This is a genomic window from Shewanella sp. 5_MG-2023 (genome assembly GCF_030547465.1).
Lineage (GTDB): Bacteria > Pseudomonadota > Gammaproteobacteria > Enterobacterales > Shewanellaceae > Shewanella.
The window spans coordinates 1-823 of record NZ_JAUORC010000087.1 but is presented as its reverse complement, the minus strand read 5'-3'; the positions used below and the strand labels follow the sequence as shown (position 1 = coordinate 823).

General features: G+C 41.3%; 1 protein-coding gene. It reads right to left on the bottom strand.

What is annotated here, in order from left to right; translation table 11 throughout:
* Positions 1–98 precede the first annotated feature (98 nt).
* Positions 99–823, bottom strand: a 725-nt coding sequence (locus Q4557_RS19785) for an IS3 family transposase (protein WP_303415051.1), incomplete at its 5' end; no start/stop codon positions are given.

Here is an 823-nt window from a genome sequence, read left to right as displayed (position 1 = left end):
AGAAGCGATTGTGGGTAGAGGAGCATTTGGGTTTTGCTTATGCCGAACGGTTAATTATCTCGCCAGTTAAAGGCCTGTGTAACCCTCCCTTATATCGATCATATTTTAAGAGAGTTTTCTTTATTTAACCGCTCATATAGCTTGGGCGGTAGATCGTTTAATGATTCATGGGGCCGATCATAATTATATTCTTCAAGCCAACTATCCGTGATTTCCCTTACTTCAGTCAAGCTGTTGAACAAATAACAGTCCAATACTTCATTTCGATAAGTTCGGTTAAATCGTTCAATAAACGCATTTTGAGTGGGCTTACCTGGCTTAATAAAGTCTAACTTAATACCGTGTTGTTCAGCCCATATCTCAAGTGCATGTGAGATAAACTCAGGTCCATTATCTTGCCTTAAACGCTTAGGGTAACCGCGATAGGCTGCGATTCTATCCAGTACACGTATTACCCGTTGCGCAGGTAAGCTTGAGTCCACTTCTATCGCTAAAGCTTCACGATGATAGTCATCAATCACATTAAACGTTCTGAACGACTTTCCTGAAAACAAGTTGTCGCTCATAAAATCCATTGACCAACAATCATTTGCCTTTACTGGAACGGCTAGTGGCTCTGGTTCACGTGACGGTATGCGTTTTTTGCCTTTTCGTCGTAAGTTAAGCTTCAAACCACAATAAACGCGATACACACGTTTATGATTCCATTGATGCCCTAGGAGTCGTAGTCGTTTAAATATCTTCCTAAAACCATAAGCCCTATGCTTCTCTGCGATGCCTGATACGGCCTCAATGATGTCATTATCATCGATACGCTTGAGTT